Here is a 14,866-nt window from a genome sequence, read left to right as displayed (position 1 = left end):
AATAGCCAATCATCATTTTTATGATTATTGTTGCCATCTGAAAATAGCTGAAGTCAGGGTAAGAAATTTTAGCTAACTTCAGCGTTTGAGTTAATAGCTGCTATGTCGCAGACGGTAAAGATCAACCCACATTGCTGTTGCACCACAGATTGCAACAGGCATGATAACCAAATTAATAATTGGGATCATGGTCAACAAATTGACTAATGCACCAAACTGGATACTGGTTGTTCGATTCTTGGCAAGTGCCAACTTCATTTGATCAAATTTTACTTTATGATTATCAAAAGGATAATCACAGTATTGAATTGCCATCATCCAAGCACCAAATAAAAACCATAAAATCGGAGCGACTGTCTGCGCAATACCGGGAATAAAAAACAGGATAAGCAACGGAATAACGCGAATAAGATAGTAGCATAATTTGGTTACTTCCCGTGCTAAGATTCGCGGTATGTCTGCAATAAGTACCGCAAAACTGGTATCAGGTGCCGGTGTTCCCGTTAATTCCGCTTCCAATTTTTCTGCTAACCAGCCATTAAAAGGAGAAGCAATAAAATTGGCGATGGTGCTAAAGAAGTAGCCAAATATAAGCAAAATCGAGATCACCGCAATAGGCCATATTAGATAACTCAACCACTGCATCCAACTGGGAACATAAGAGAGTAACGTTTGGATCCAGCCGCCTAATTTACTATAAAGCCACCAAAAGGCACTACCAAGTAGAATAATATTTGCTAATAGAGGTAAAATAACGAAACGTCTTATACTAGGGCGAGTAACTAGCTGCCATCCTTGAGCAAAATAATAGAAACCGTTCGCAGTTTTTAGTGATTTTATTGAATTAATCATACTTCATATTTTCTCCTTTAGGTTTGATCTTGTATCATATAGATAGGATTTTTAGCTGGCTAGTATTTTTTTGGCTAAAAAAACAGCAAAAAAAGAATAAATATCTAACTTTTTGTAAGAAAATTATGTAGAGGGTTGCACTTAACGTTATTGGCAAATACTCTTAATATAATGATAGCGCCATGGTGGCGATTATTTTCAAACAACAGAGATAGAGCGATGCAGGATTTGCGTCTAATATTAGTGGTCGTTGGTGCGATAGCTATAATAGCTTTACTGTTACATGGCTTTTGGACAAGTCGTAAAGAGCGTTCGAAGCTATTTAAAGATCGCCCTATGAAGCGCCGTAAGCAACCTACTCAGGATACAGCTGAGAGTGTAAGCTCGCCATCGCTTGGCGATAAAACAGTGGAGGCACAACAATCAGCATCTAAATTGACACGTCAGGAGGCAAATGAACAATTTGCTTCCCAAAAATCTGAATCATCTAAGGTCGTTAAAACACCTAATGATGATCCACATTTAGCTGATACTGACGTCGTAATTGGATCTGGTGCTAAGCAAGAAAAAAGTGTTCAAACTAAACAGCTTGAACTGGAAATTTCGCAGCCTGCGCCAAATTCAATGAGTAGTGAAGAAATAAAAGGACCTTTCGTAGCAAACGCAGTAGAGGGCAACCAACAGGTGGTTGGTGAAGTTGAACATCCTGATGGAGGAAAACAACACAGTAACTTAGCCCCTGAAGCTAATAAAAAAGATATTGTGGTTGTTTTACATGTTGCGGCACTGCAAGGTCAAGTTTTAGGTGGTGATCTGTTGTTACAAAGTATTTTTCAATCCGGTTTTCAGTTTGGTGAAAAACAGATATTTCATCGTCATGTTGATCCTTCTGGTTCTGGGCAGATTTTATTTAGCTTAGCCAATATGGTCAAACCCGGTTCTTTTGAGCCAGAGGCCATGTCTGATTTCACCACGCCCGGTGTTTCTATATTTATGATGGTACCCTCCTACGGTGATTCAGCACAAAACTTCAAGTTGATGTTGCAAGCAGCACAACGTATTGCGGCTGATGTTGGTGGTGTTGTGCTTGATGAGGATCGCAAAATGCTGACTCCCCAAATGATCGAGGTATATCATAGCCGAATTAGAAATGCATTAACTTAAATCATAGCTTGATTAGTAATTGACCCCCGTGATAACGGGGGTTTTGTCTTTAGTTGTATGGTGAATAATGAAAGAACAACAAAATTATCTTGCGCGGCTTAAACAGCAATTACGGCATCATGAATATCTTTATCATGTATTAGATACCCCAGAAATACCTGATGCAGAATATGATCGGTTGATGCAAGAATTGAAAAAATTAGAGGCTGAGCATCCAGAATGGATCACGGCTGATTCGCCAACACAACGAGTTGGTGCTGCGCCATTGACGGCTTTTGAGCAGGTACGCCATGAAATACCGATGCTGTCATTAGATAACGTTTTTGATGAAGAGAGTTATTTAGCTTTTGATAAACGAGTGCATGATCGTTTAAAAAATAATAGCCAGTTGACATTTTGTTGTGAGCTTAAATTAGATGGTTTAGCGGTCAGCTTGTTATATGAACAGGGTGAACTGGTACAAGCAGCTACGCGGGGTGATGGTACAACCGGCGAAAATATTACGGCTAATATTCGTACTATTCGAGCAATTCCGCTGCGTTTAACCGGCGATAATATTCCTGAGCGGATTGAAATTCGCGGTGAAGTTTTTATGACTCATCGGGGGTTTGAAAAACTGAATGAAGAAGCTCGGCGTAATGATGGTAAAATTTTTGCCAATCCACGTAATGCTGCGGCAGGCTCATTGCGTCAGCTAGATCCCCGTATTACTGCCAAAAGACCATTAGCCTTTTTTTGTTATGGTTTTGGCTTACTGGCGGGTGGTCAATTGCCTGCTAGCCACTATCAATGTCTAATGCAGTTTAAAAAATGGGGATTACCCGTTAGTGATAAGATAGCGCTTTGCCAAAATAGCCAACAAGTTTTAGCCTATTATCACCAAATTGAGCATGCACGTTTAGGCTTAGGTTTTGATATTGATGGTGTTGTTATTAAAGTGGATCCATTGCAGCTGCAAGAAGAGCTCGGTTTTGTTGCTCGCGCTCCACGATGGGCGACGGCATTTAAATTTCCTGCTCAAGAACAGATCACTTTATTACATGATGTTGAATTTCAAGTAGGACGTACCGGTGCTATTACGCCGGTTGCTCGATTAGCGCCAGTTCTAGTTGCAGGCGTTATCGTAAGTAATGCAACATTGCACAATGCTGATGAGATAGAACGATTAGGCGTACGCATTGGGGATACCGTCGTTATTCGTCGAGCAGGTGATGTGATCCCACAGATTGTTAATGTACTTACTGATCGTCGTCCTATTGATAGCCGAGAAATTCGGTTCCCTATTCACTGTCCGGTTTGTGGTTCAGCCATTGAGCGTATTGAAGGTGAGGCGGTGATCCGTTGTACTGGCGGGTTAATTTGTGCGGCCCAACGTAAAGGCGCCTTAAAGCACTTTGTTTCGCGCCGAGCAATGGATATTGATGGAATGGGTGATAAGATTATTGATCAATTAGTTGCTAAAGAGTATGTAACAACAGCGGCTGATCTTTACCGTCTAAATCTGGATATTTTAGCCAGATTAGAGCGTATGGGGCCAAAGTCGGCACAAAACTTAATTAATGCGCTTGATAAATCCAAACAAACCACATTAGCCCGCTTTATTTATGCGTTGGGTATTCGGGAGGTTGGGGAAGCAACGGCAAGCAATTTGGCGGCACATTATACCACGTTAACTTCTCTTATGGCTGCTGATATAGAGTCGCTCAAAAAGGTCCAAGATGTTGGCGAGATAGTGGCGAAGCATATTGTCAATTTTTTTCACGAACAGCATAACCGGGATGTTGTTAATCAATTAGTGAACGAAATTGGTATTAGCTGGCCAAGAATGCCGGCTAAAAAAACGGATAGTCCATTTACTGGCAAAACGATAGTTTTAACCGGCACATTAAATCGTTTAACGCGTGATGAGCTAAAAGATAAATTAATATTACTTGGCGCAAAAGTCACGGGCAGTGTTTCGAAAAAAACCGATCTAGTGATTGCTGGTGAGGCCGCTGGTTCTAAATTGACCAAGGCCAATGAGTTAGGAATAAAAATTATCAATGAGGATGAATTAATCGCATTACTCGAAGATCATTAATATTTTATCGCTTTTTGGCGTAGTAATTCGCAGTATATTGGCTGCTTTAATTTTGCAATGCTTTTATTCATTATCAATTAGCTATCTGCAAGTTAAATCATTAACTTACTCATTTAATGCTATTTTTAGTGATTAAAATCACACCCGATTATTTTCTATTACATAAAATAATATAACTATTTGTTAAATTAAAAACCGATTTGGAAATATTTATGTCTACAGTTTTTCACTTTCTTTTATCCATTATTCTGATTGGTGGGTTATCGATTTTAACCAGTAGCGATCGGGCTAGTATTCGCATTCGCTACGTTTTGCAACTATTAATTATTGAGTTACTATTGGCTTGGTTCTTCCTAAATTCGGATATTGGACAGGGATTTGTTGCTAGATTTGCTAAATTTTTTGACTATTTATTAGTTTATGCGGCGGCAGGAACCGATTTTGTATTTGGTGGCATGATGGATGCAAATCTCGCGACCTTCTTTCTACGCGTATTGTGTCCAATTATTTTTGTTTCAGCGTTAATTGGCATCTTGCAACATATCAAAGTGCTACCTTTTATTATTAAAATAATAGGCACGTTACTGGCTAAAGTTAATGGTATGGGAAAGTTGGAATCTTTTAATGCGGTCAGTTCATTGATTCTTGGTCAGTCAGAAAACTTTATTGCATATAAAGATATATTGAGTCAAATATCACCACGTCGTATGTATACGATGGCAGCAACGGCCATGTCGACGGTGTCTATGGCGATTGTTGGCGCTTATATGGGAATGCTTGATCCTAAGTATGTTGTTGCAGCACTCATCCTGAATATGTTTAGTACATTCATTATCCTCTCGTTAATTAATCCTTATTCAGTTAAAGAAGAAGAGGATATTTAAGTCAGTCATCTGCATGATGGACAAAGTTTTTTTGAAATGTTAGGCGAATATATTCTGGCCGGTTTTAAAGTTGCTTTAATAGTCGCAGCCATGCTGATTGGTTTTATTGCCATTATTGCCGGAATTAATGCCATTTTCAGTGCAGTGATAGGAATAAGTTTTCAGGATTGTTTGGGCTATGTGTTTTATCCATTAGCATGGATCTTGGGTATTCCTGCTGAAGATGCACTTAAAGTAGGGAGTATTATGGCCACCAAATTAGTGTCTAATGAATTTGTGGCGATGGGATATTTAAAACAAGTTGCTGCTGAGTTATCCCCTCGTTCAGTGGGCATTTTGTCGGTCTTTTTAGTCTCTTTTGCTAACTTTTCATCAATAGGAATTGTTGCCGGCGCAATCAAAGGTCTCGATGAAAAGCAGGGAAATGTTGTTTCTAGTTTTGGCTTAAGATTATTATATGGTTCCACGCTAGTAAGTTTCTTATCTGCAGCGATAACGGGCTTAGTTTTGTGATAATTTAACTGCGTATTTTACCAAGCGACGTTCTTTATTAAAGAATGTCGCGTTTGGTTCAATCAATGAATATATTGGAATGCTGCATGCAGAAACAGGATCTGATCGATATTGCTAATACTGTTATCCCATTCGGTAAATACAAAGGACGGGTTTTGATCGACTTACCAGAAGAATATTTACTTTGGTTTGCGCGTAAAGGTGAATTTCCTCAAGGGAGATTAGGTTATTTAATGGAAATGACATTAACCGTTAAGGTAGAAGGGTTAGACAATTTAGTTAAACCACTAAAGCGTTTATAGTAAGCAATGGGATTTTAAGATCGTTTAAACATATTTGGCTGGAATTCAAATTTGGTGGAGCTAAGCGGGATCGAACCGCTGACCTCTTGCATGCCATGCAGCATTGTTTTTTTTATTTTTGTTTTTATATCAAATGGTTATTTGTTTTTTTATCCTATAAGTTACAAAAATTTATCCTTATGTACTCGTTGATGTGCCAAAGCACTGTCACAAAATTGACACACAACTTTCCCTAGTTAAAATGTAGTGGCCTGGTCAATTAGGCCACCTAAGTTGAAGAGATATGCTTACCTCATAATTTTTATAGGTGCCGGTAATGAGTGAAAAAAATTACTGTTGAATTTAAATGTGAAACTGGCAGGATGCAAATAAGGAGCTAGTAAAGCAGCTTTTAGCCGATGGTGTAGAACGTAAAAATATTAAGCGCTATACCGGCCTTTCAGATAATGAACTAGATAAACTATGAGGCAAGAAGCTAGCTTGCCTCTAGGTTATAGGTTAATCTTAATATAAATAATAACTTATTGATTTTTATAGTATATCCTATTTTTCCTTTCAGCACCCAATAACTTTCAGTAAGAACTCCCAGAAACTACTAACGTACCATTGGTTACATTACTATTGTTTCTGCGATCATCCAATAATCATGTAAATCTAGCAACCATTGGCCTCCGGATGGGAAGATTTTTTTTGACCCTTCTTCTTCGAAATGTTTAAGCCATCGAGAGAGAAAGCCGGCTCGATTTGGCCGGATTCTGGAGCTACTTTATCAGTCATTAACCAGAGGGTATATTTTTCAAATCTAGGATGTTTTGTAATTATTTGAAGAGTCGTCCACCCTGGTTCATTATGATTCCCTTCTAGTTTTTTCAATGTACTTATCGATATCCCGATAATCTTACATAGTTCTGCTTGACTCAGTCTTTCTGCTTTACGGATAGCTTTAAGTTTTTCAGAAATTAACATTTGACGAGGTTCCGATTTGTATTCTATACTCATAATTATAGGTTCCGATTTATATACTTAATTAGGTGTAAAAAAACACAAATGCCGTCAAATCCACCTAAAACCGGAAAAATAGCGGCAAATGCACCCAGTGTTAAGCATAACAGATTAAAGCTCTATTTTTGATGTTTAAAAGGTCAGGAACGGTCTACAGCGGTCTAGAAGGGTCTAAAACACATGAGGCACGAATGATTAAGAGTGACTACACAGGGCAATATCCCGTTGACGCGGTAACGATAGAAAAGTTTGCCGAGTTGATCGGTAAGACAGATGAAGCCGTTAGAGTGATGATTAAACGAGAAAAATTACCTGTGGTGGATTTTCAAGACCCGAACAAACCTAATTCACGGGTAAGCGAAACGTGGATATACCTCCCTGAATTCAATCGCATAGTCCGAGAAGCCTACTTTAACCGTCCCGCAGAAGAACGAGACGCTTGGATTAAGTGGTTTAAGAAGTAATTGTACGAAAGGGCTGTGGCCCTCTACAGCAAGTTTTCCGGCTGTGAAAGTTCCTTAACATTTTGGTATCAGCAAAAAAAGTCTGTGAAACGGATGGCAGGGAAATTGCGCCTGTAATTTGCTGATAGCTTCGTAGGTTGTTTATGCGAAGCGGAGTTGAGCCTACTATCGTAGGGACTTTCCAGCCGGAGTATGCCGATACAGGTGTACACAAACCCCAAATAACCAATAGGTGGATTTGTAGTAAGTACTTTTCGTGCTTAGCATAAATCTTCTTATAGAGGGAGACATTTATCCATGAATGCTCGACAACGTTGCCGTGAACGTAGGCAAATGCACTATAGAGATCAGTGTAGAATACGCACAATAAGATTAAATTTACTCAAAAAACGCTCCACCGAAGAAATCATTGATAGTGTATGGAGCGAACATCATACACAAGAAAATGACGTTGTGAACCTGCTTGTTGCATTTAAAAATCAATTAGACAGACACACCGCAGACAGTATCGACAACCGCTGTCTAACAAAAACTTATCTTTATACGGTGAAGAACCGTTATCCTCGCAGAAGGAGACGTAATGGATCTGGCAACCGAGAACAACATTTTACGAATAATCAAAAACTTCACACAGGAACAACGCGAGGCCTGCGATAAAGAAGGCGAACGCATTTATGAATCGTTAAGTGACGGGTATCTTGCTCACGTCTTATCAAAGCAAATCTTTATTTACGAAGATAATTATGATGAGTCTCTTCTCGCAATCCAAACTACCCCTAGTTTCAATAATGCACTCTATGACCTAGGTCAACAACTCGCCAAAATTCTTTATGCGAAGAAGTGTCAAGATTCCTATTATGAGGTGCCTGCTTAATGACTGAAAAAACTCATTATAGAAAGGCGTTCGATTCACCTTATTTGAGCAGCGCCGATATTGTTGAGCCGACAGTATTAACCATTTCTGAGGTTTTATTTGAAGCGGATAAGACCAGAAGAACAAAAGACGTTTTTAACACGGCTTATTTTAAAGAGAAAGAAATTAGACCCGGTGATACAGTTAAGCCGATGATTCTCAATGCAACCAATAGCAAAATGGTTAGACAAATAACGGGCTCGCCGTTTCTTGAAGATTGGCAAAATGTAAAAGTCATGATTTGCGTTGAACGGGTAAAAAATCGCCAAGAATATGTTGATGGATTAAGAATTTATCCCGCTATCACCAAGAAAAAAATATTAACACCAAGCCAGGTAGAGTCATGGGAAAGAGCCAAACAAAGTTATCTTAATACTGGATCGCTAGAAAAAGTATTAGCACATGTTGAGATGTCGCAGGAAGACCAGGAACGCCTCAAGCAGGAGTGCGCTAATGCAATGGCATGATGTGCAGCAAAATACGGAAGTGTGGGATGCACTTCGTTTAGGAAAGGTGACAGCATCACAGTTTAGCTGTTTTATGGCCAACCAGGGAAAAACTTTCGGCGAACCCGCCAAGCGATATGCGTTACAAATTGCCCTGGAAATTATTACAGGGCAAAAATCAGAATTTAGTTTCACTAATGAGCATATGTTACGCGGACACGAACAGGAGCCAATCGCCAGAAGGTTATACGAAGAAACAAATTTTATTGACGTAACTAACGGCGGATTTTTTGATTGCGGTGAGTATGGCGATAGTCCAGACGGATTAGTTGGAAATGACGGTGTTATTGAAATTAAGTCCGTTACCGCACCCGTGCATTATGCCACTTTGCAACGTGAATCTTTTGACCCAGCCTACAAATGGCAGCTTATAGGCCACCTTGATTGTACAGGACGTGATTGGGTCGATTTTGTCAGCTATTGCAGCGACTTTCCAGAAGACAAACAGCTGATTGTTTGCCATTTGGAGAGGAGAAACTATCAAGAAGAAATCAATCAACTTCGCAAGAGGCGGAAAGATTTTCTTAATTTTATTGATGAGATAACAGGGATTCTAAAATGAAATTTGAAGAATTAAGTGAACAGTCACAAGAAGCTGCACGTGAAGTTTTAGTGTATACATTAAAAAAAGAAATAGATTCAAGAGGCGATATTGCCAGTAACAGGGCGAAGTATCTCACTCATGCTATTAGAAATAGCTTTATTGCACTGGAAACAGAACAGCCAAAAAGAGGTTCTGGTGAAGATTAAGCATCATCAATTCCACTGAGGGGAGTAACCCATGATGAATAACATTACGTTCACTTACAATGCAGAATCTGCGTTGGCTGCGGGTAAAAGCGGATTTATTACGGAATCGGGCGCTTATGTTGTTACGATTCAGGAAGCAAAATATGTCACCAGCAGCAGCGGCGCTGAATCGATTGAATTTTCGGTTGAGGCGGATGATGGCAAAAAAGCAAACTACCTCAACGTCTACTGCAAGAAAAAAGACGGCTCGCCAAATCAATATGGTATTAACATGATCCACGCCATTATGGGTTGTGCTGACGTAGGACAATTAACGACGAAAATGATTAATGCCCATACTCATATAGCCCCAGAGCTTACCAATAAGCGTATTGGTCTTGTCTTGCAAAAAACACTAAAGACAAAAACGAACGGACAAAATACTTACAGTTTCGATATTCTCTTGTCTTTTGTTGCGCAAACTCGTCAGACATTAGAAGAGAAATTAAAAGGTTTACCTCCTGAAATAATCGATAAAAAGTTTGCCAGACTACAGGATAAAGACGAACGCAAGAACGCCCCAGCAACCTACCATCAACAATATCAGTCAGAATATCCCGGTGATGATGTTTTTTTTGGATAAATCATGAATAACCTAGCAAAAATAATTCAGTCTATTCATCAAATGCAAGAAGTAGGTGTATTAAATGATTATGCTTATCAGCAAACTATCATTCCGCAGTCCGACGCGCAATTACTTGCTTATTTTTCACTGGCTCTTTTTGATAAAGAGCACAGAGAATGCAAATGGTCAGAAGACGCCGAGGATTACTTCTGGGTGTCAAGTTGTGGGCTTCAATGGCAGTTCATGGATGATGGGCCGAAAGAAAACGACATGACCTACTGTCCAAAATGCGGAGGTAGGTTAATTGTCAACAATACTCCACTTGCGGATATTTAAACTTGCACACTCCCGTCAATCTGTTATATTTAGACCTAGCACCTTAAGAAAACGGGTGTCGGGTTTGAGATCCCGAATATACGGGCGGACAAGATAGGCCGCTCTAAAGTGCGGTTTTTTTACGTCCGAAATCAGCGTTACGCCCCATAATGGCGGGATGTAACGGGGGAGCCTTCGCGCTCGCTGGTTTCTCGTATGCCGGTATCTCAACCCCATTACGTCTCGCCACCCCGTTTGAGATCGGGTTGGTGAGGTTGCAAAACCTTATACGAGAGGCTACCACTATGGTTGCTACAACCCAAACTCGCCCTGAGTTTATTGATACCTACTGGATCATTCCAGAATACTCCACTACCCCTTACGGCAAAGTGTCGTTTACACGCCAAGATCGCCGTATCTTCATCAGCTTGTTCAAAGACAGCCGCCTAATCTGGGCTGGTCGTCAACCAGTGCACACTGGCATGGAGGAAAATTAACATGAGAATTGTTGATATCTCCAGTGCCCAACAGGAAAAAATAAAGCTAGAAATCACTTACGAAAGTCATAGCAGACTGATTAGAGCAAGAGAAGTCGCTGCTAGCATTTATAAGTATCTTGAAGCTGGAGAAGCTGAATTTAAGCCTATTCCGTGGCTCCCTGAAATTCTGGATTATCTGTGCAAAGACATTGATGTCATTTTGCATGAAATCGATAAATGGGAATTGAAAAATAGCTTATCAAACGCCTATTTATTTAAAGAAAATAATTTAAAGGAGCCTTGTCATGACTAACGTTACCTATGCCTATTTTAAATCAAAAGATGAGGAACAGGCGTTTCTCATGACTGGAAATGATATTGGATTTACTCAGTGGAATAATGAACTCAAGGAAGCGCTACTACTTGCGCCAATTACATTGAGGCAATACAAAATATTTGATGCAATACACAGACTTACTCTTGGCTGGAATAAAAAATCCGATCGTATCACTAATACACAGTTAGGAAAAATGACGGGTATTCATCATACGCATGTCTGTAAGGTTAGAAAAGAACTTGAAGATATGAATATGATATTAAAACTCAGAAATGAGGTGGCTATAAATCAAAATTATCATGATTGGCGTTTTAATAAAGGTTTAGCTGAATCAGCTAATAAAAATAAGCCAAATCAGCAAGGTTTAGCCGAAACAGCTAATGATGATGAAACATTAGCTAAAACGGCTAACAAAAATGAGCCAAATCAGCTAAACATTACCAAGTTGGCTAAAGGTTGCCAAAACAGCTACACATTAGCTGAAATGGCTAATATGAGTTTAGCTAAATCGGCTAATGAGAGTTTAGCCAAGTCAGCTAAACACCAAAGAAAGGAAAAACAGGAAAGAAAGATATTAAAACATAAACTACCCCAACCCCCTTCTTTGGCAAAATCAAAACCGTTTGACCCAAGCTCGGTAGAACTTCCCACTTGGCTACCAAAACCAACCTGGGATTCCTGGGTGCAGTACCGCAGGGAAATCAACAAGCCGATTAAATCCCAGATGACGGTGACTCAGGCTATCAAGCTGCTAGGCAAGTGCCGCGATAAAGGACATCAGCCGGAAGAGATTATCAACGTCAGTATCGCCAACGGTTGGCAAGGACTCTTCGAACCTAATCAACCCGGAAGAACTCAGCAGACGAAACCTCACTCTGTCGCAGATAGCTTTGCTGACAAGGACTATGGGGAACCGCCGCTACCTGATTGGGCGAGGGACTGTCTAGCAAGGGAGGGGCTATGAACTACAGCGCAGAAATTACTACCGTGCGTCAAAAACTGGCAGACCTGAACGCGCCACCCAAGCCACTAGAGCACACGGTTTACGAGGAGAAGGAGGCCATCTGTGACAGGCACGGCTTATTCAAACAACGTTGCCGCAGGATGGCACTGTACGGCAAGGGGATTGAGACAAAAACCGAATGCCCTGCTTGCCTGACCGAAAAATTAACCCAGTTGGAGCAAGCCGCAGCAGAGCAGGAAAAACACCGCAAGCGCTCAAAAATTAAAACGCTCATGGATAACCTGAACCTGCCGGAACGCTTTGCCGATGTCACCCTGAATAACTACGAGCCAGTGAATCCTGATGCGGCACGTTGCTTAAAATTCTGCAATGCCTATGCCACCCATTGGCCTGAACGTCTTAAGCGGGGTGGCGGCTTGGTGATGTGTGGCAAGCCCGGTACAGGCAAGAATCATCTGGCACTGTCGATTGCGAAACACGTTATCAACGAACATCAAAGTTCAGCGCTATTCACGACAGTTTTACGAATTGCCCGCGAATTTAAATCAACCTGGAGCAAAAACGCAGAATGTTCAGAAGCTGAGGTTATCAAGCGATATACGCAACCGGACTTGCTCATCATCGACGAGGTAGGCGTTCAGTTTGGTAGCGAGGCGGAAAAAATGATCTTATTCGAGGTCATTAACACGCGCTACGAGAGCATGAAGCCAACGATAATCATCAGCAATCTGGCATTGAACGAACTGGCCGGATTTATCGGAGAGCGCGTTATCGATCGTATGAACGACGGTGGCGGTTGCACGTTGACGTTCACGTGGAGCAGTTACCGTTCACGCATGGCTGCATAAATCGATATAGCTAAGCAACTTTAAAATGCTTACAAATAATTGTTGTCGCTATCAATACAAAAATGATCCACCAAGAGTAAAAATAGCAGTTTTAACGCACTGCAGATGCTGAAATTAAACAAAACAATCTTATGAGATTAAAAAATGAAAAATAGAAATGAGGATGCCTATGCGAGCTACGTTTGTGGTAATGATCATGAATTTTCACTTTCTGATGATGTGTTAACAAGATTGACAATAGAATTACGTACTGCCGTATCTCGTAGTTATCATAATTTGTTAGACAGACATACTGCTTATGCCATTGAAGATACAATTCGAGAAGCATTATTAATGTCTCAAGCGTTTCAACGCATAATAGACTTTAGTATTAGGGAAGACAACGAGCAATTAGGATTTATTAATTACAGGAATGTTTATGAGCTAAGTGAAAATTCAGAAGATAGAAGATTGCGTAGTATTAGCATCCAAGAGATTGAAGAATCTAACGCTGAAAACATGCCAATAATCATACATGGTGAGGCTGGTGAAGATGCAAATGAACATCCTTACGTAAATATCAGTCCTGCTCCAAGCTATACGTCTCGTGATTATAATCATTGGCAATCTTCATTAATTCATGAACTTATCCATCATCTTACAGGTGCTTCAGATCCTGAAAGTAATGAGGATAGATTAGGACCTACAGAAATACTTACGCAAAGAGTCGCTATTGACTTAAATTGGCATATTCCTCAATTTAGAAGTTATAATTCTCCTGAGCGTCTTCAAGCAATTAGGGCGCGTAACTTTCGCTCTTTACTTGAAAGTATAGATAGGCATCCAAGAAGAGAAAATGAATTACTAGAGCGATTAATATCTATTAGTGAAAATGTCGGAGCTTCATCAGATTTTTCTTCTTTATCAGAAAGTTCTAATGATTCGTCAGTATCTACCGCAGCTTGCAGATTTGAGCATGGTGATTCTGACGATGATTTTACAGGATCAACATTTTTTCGTGGAGCAAAAGCCGCAAACTATCTCTGCCATAAAAAAGTCAAAATTATATTTGAAAATGACCTATCGTTGGAATACTGGCACTTAAAAAAATATAATTTAATTATTGCTGAATTAGCGGTGAGTCGTGTAGAAAATGGAAGTGGGTTTTATAATAAAAAATATAAATCATGGAAAGAATGGTATCATTCTTCAGCATGGAAAACTATATTAGGTACCGGTATTTATGATTACGGTTTATCGGAGATAGGAAAAAATGCATCATCTAAACCCTATGGTTTTATATTTGAAGACGGCTCTTTCTCCGTAGGTGTAACTAGCGATGATGCAAAGAAATACGGATACAATGATACATGGACTAATTACTTTAAAGACGATAAAGAAACAATATATGCTGGTCAAATGTTTTTTGATAAAAACGGTAGGCCCATTGCTCTTACAATTACCAATAAAATAAGTGGTTACTTAGGTAAGGGATTGTCATCTCTATATATAAAAGGAGGCTGGACGTGGAATATAAAAGATACGTGGGATATTCATAATTTTAAAGATAATTATGAATCTCTTGACCGATATGCACCTCGGTTTTTGATTAAAAATAAATTGTAGATACATGCGGATTTGGGCTTTGTTGAATAAATAAATTTTATGCTCCTCCTCGAGTGAAATCGCTGATCATGGCAAGATAAAATCATGTAGTTAGGTCGCGTAAGAAAATGGCACACTTAAGCTGTACAAACATTTTCTACCAAAAATAATATGGCAAAATGGCATGACTCCCTATTATTCAACAAAGACTCAAAACAGACTCAATACAGATAAAAAACGCTGGGATGTGGCTGTCAAACTGGAAGAAAGCCGAAGTAAACAACCCACGCCACATGATTAACTAA

General features: G+C 39.8%; 17 protein-coding genes and 2 pseudogenes. 17 read left to right on the top strand and 2 right to left on the bottom strand.

All coding sequences use genetic code 11. The annotated features are described in order from the left end of the window. Positions 1 to 90: 90 nt before the first annotated feature. A complete protein-coding gene (cysZ, locus tag ArsFIN_RS13560; protein ID WP_026821736.1) occupies positions 91 to 852 on the bottom strand; it encodes a sulfate transporter CysZ in 762 nt (253 codons plus the stop codon). 219 nt (positions 853 to 1,071) lie between these two features. Here cysZ and zipA point away from each other — a divergent pair, with 219 nt between their 5' ends. From zipA to ArsFIN_RS13540, 4 genes and pseudogenes are all read left to right on the top strand, one after another. Further along, the gene (zipA, locus tag ArsFIN_RS13555) at positions 1,072 to 2,016 is read left to right on the top strand and encodes a cell division protein ZipA (RefSeq protein ID WP_026821737.1); all 945 of its coding nucleotides are present in this window, start codon (positions 1,072 to 1,074) and stop codon (positions 2,014 to 2,016) included. A gap of 67 nt (positions 2,017 to 2,083) precedes the next feature. Further along, complete coding sequence (ligA, locus tag ArsFIN_RS13550) at positions 2,084 to 4,096, top strand: NAD-dependent DNA ligase LigA (protein ID WP_034249196.1); 2,013 nt, start codon at positions 2,084 to 2,086, stop codon at positions 4,094 to 4,096. Positions 4,097 to 4,308: 212 nt separating this feature from the next. Next, positions 4,309 to 5,493: pseudogene (locus ArsFIN_RS13545) on the top strand (NupC/NupG family nucleoside CNT transporter). An 86-nt stretch (positions 5,494 to 5,579) separates the two neighbouring features. Then, complete coding sequence (locus ArsFIN_RS13540) at positions 5,580 to 5,795, top strand: DUF3820 family protein (protein WP_026821738.1); 216 nt, start codon at positions 5,580 to 5,582, stop codon at positions 5,793 to 5,795. Between the two features lie 654 nt (positions 5,796 to 6,449). On the opposite strand, the gene ArsFIN_RS13535 is transcribed toward ArsFIN_RS13540, so the two are convergent. Beyond that, the gene (locus tag ArsFIN_RS13535) at positions 6,450 to 6,761 is read right to left on the bottom strand and encodes a helix-turn-helix domain-containing protein (RefSeq protein WP_026821739.1); all 312 of its coding nucleotides are present in this window, start codon (positions 6,759 to 6,761) and stop codon (positions 6,450 to 6,452) included. Between the two features lie 227 nt (positions 6,762 to 6,988). Between ArsFIN_RS13535 and ArsFIN_RS13530 the strand changes: the two genes are divergently transcribed. The 13 genes and pseudogenes from ArsFIN_RS13530 to ArsFIN_RS13465 all read left to right on the top strand — a co-directional run bounded on the left by ArsFIN_RS13530 (position 6,989) and on the right by ArsFIN_RS13465 (position 14,582). Continuing rightward, complete coding sequence (locus tag ArsFIN_RS13530) at positions 6,989 to 7,261, top strand: Cox family DNA-binding protein (protein ID WP_026821740.1); 273 nt, start codon at positions 6,989 to 6,991, stop codon at positions 7,259 to 7,261. A gap of 580 nt (positions 7,262 to 7,841) precedes the next feature. After that, entirely contained in the window at positions 7,842 to 8,135 is a 294-nt protein-coding gene (locus ArsFIN_RS13520; RefSeq protein WP_026821741.1) for a hypothetical protein, read from the top strand. After that, positions 8,135 to 8,330: pseudogene (locus ArsFIN_RS28875) on the top strand (hypothetical protein). Before ArsFIN_RS13520 ends, ArsFIN_RS28875 begins: the two are co-directional and overlap by 1 nt. Beyond that, entirely contained in the window at positions 8,327 to 8,641 is a 315-nt protein-coding gene (locus ArsFIN_RS28870) for a hypothetical protein (protein WP_406929295.1), read from the top strand. The pseudogene ArsFIN_RS28875 and the gene ArsFIN_RS28870 overlap by 4 nt, the downstream one beginning before the upstream one ends. Continuing rightward, entirely contained in the window at positions 8,628 to 9,242 is a 615-nt protein-coding gene (locus tag ArsFIN_RS13510) for a YqaJ viral recombinase family protein (RefSeq protein WP_026821743.1), read from the top strand. Before ArsFIN_RS28870 ends, ArsFIN_RS13510 begins: the two co-directional genes overlap by 14 nt. Next, positions 9,239 to 9,430: a hypothetical protein gene (locus ArsFIN_RS13505; RefSeq protein ID WP_026821744.1), complete on the top strand. Its 192-nt coding sequence runs from the start codon at positions 9,239 to 9,241 to the stop codon at positions 9,428 to 9,430. Before ArsFIN_RS13510 ends, ArsFIN_RS13505 begins: the two co-directional genes overlap by 4 nt. A 31-nt stretch (positions 9,431 to 9,461) precedes the next feature. Next, positions 9,462 to 10,052 (top strand): DUF669 domain-containing protein, encoded by a 591-nt coding sequence (locus ArsFIN_RS13500; protein ID WP_246067237.1) that lies wholly within the window; start codon positions 9,462 to 9,464, stop codon positions 10,050 to 10,052. Positions 10,053 to 10,055: 3 nt separating this feature from the next. Then, positions 10,056 to 10,370, top strand: a complete 315-nt coding sequence (locus ArsFIN_RS13495) for a hypothetical protein (RefSeq protein WP_026821746.1) — start codon at positions 10,056 to 10,058, stop codon at positions 10,368 to 10,370. Between the two features lie 284 nt (positions 10,371 to 10,654). Further along, the gene (locus ArsFIN_RS13485) at positions 10,655 to 10,846 is read left to right on the top strand and encodes a hypothetical protein (protein WP_026821747.1); all 192 of its coding nucleotides are present in this window, start codon (positions 10,655 to 10,657) and stop codon (positions 10,844 to 10,846) included. Position 10,847: 1 nt separating this feature from the next. Then, complete coding sequence (locus tag ArsFIN_RS13480) at positions 10,848 to 11,141, top strand: hypothetical protein (protein WP_034249197.1); 294 nt, start codon at positions 10,848 to 10,850, stop codon at positions 11,139 to 11,141. Then, the gene (locus ArsFIN_RS13475) at positions 11,134 to 12,129 is read left to right on the top strand and encodes a replication protein (RefSeq protein ID WP_051296918.1); all 996 of its coding nucleotides are present in this window, start codon (positions 11,134 to 11,136) and stop codon (positions 12,127 to 12,129) included. The genes ArsFIN_RS13480 and ArsFIN_RS13475 overlap by 8 nt, the downstream gene beginning before the upstream one ends. Continuing rightward, positions 12,126 to 12,977, top strand: a complete 852-nt coding sequence (locus tag ArsFIN_RS13470) for an ATP-binding protein (protein ID WP_026821748.1) — start codon at positions 12,126 to 12,128, stop codon at positions 12,975 to 12,977. Before ArsFIN_RS13475 ends, ArsFIN_RS13470 begins: the two co-directional genes overlap by 4 nt. A gap of 144 nt (positions 12,978 to 13,121) precedes the next feature. Next, a complete protein-coding gene (locus ArsFIN_RS13465) occupies positions 13,122 to 14,582 on the top strand; it encodes a M85 family metallopeptidase (RefSeq protein WP_051296919.1) in 1,461 nt (486 codons plus the stop codon). The last annotated feature ends 284 nt before the right edge of the window (positions 14,583 to 14,866 follow it).

The organism is Arsenophonus nasoniae, assembly GCF_004768525.1.
GTDB classification, from domain to species: Bacteria; Pseudomonadota; Gammaproteobacteria; order Enterobacterales; family Enterobacteriaceae; genus Arsenophonus; species Arsenophonus nasoniae.
Note: the sequence above shows the minus strand (reverse complement) of the source record. Positions and strands in the feature narration are given on the sequence as shown.